The sequence below is a fragment of the Klenkia sp. AC732 genome, assembly GCF_979256525.1.
The window spans coordinates 1-232 of the sequence record NZ_CEEDOS010000197.1; the positions used below are offsets into that span (position 1 = coordinate 1).

The 232-nt window shown below is 74.1% G+C and carries 1 pseudogene; it reads right to left on the reverse strand.

Going from position 1 to position 232, the window contains the following annotated elements:
• Positions 1 to 232, reverse strand: a pseudogene (locus AC0IVP_RS22260) (daunorubicin/doxorubicin resistance ABC transporter ATP-binding protein DrrA); the annotation flags it as partial.

The following is a 232-nucleotide window of genomic DNA, read 5'->3' on the forward strand; positions in this document are numbered from 1 at the left end:
GCCCCGGGCGATGACCCGGCCCCGGTCGATGACCACCAGCGCGTCGGCGAGCCGGTCGGCCTCCTCCAGGTACTGGGTGGTCAGCAGGATGGTCGTGCCGTCGCTGCCCAGGTCGGCGATGAACTCCCACATGCCCAGCCGGCTGCGCGGGTCCAGCCCGGTGGTCGGCACGTCGAGGAAGAGCACCCGCGGCCGGGCGATCAGCGAGGCGGCGATGTCCAGCCGTCGGCGC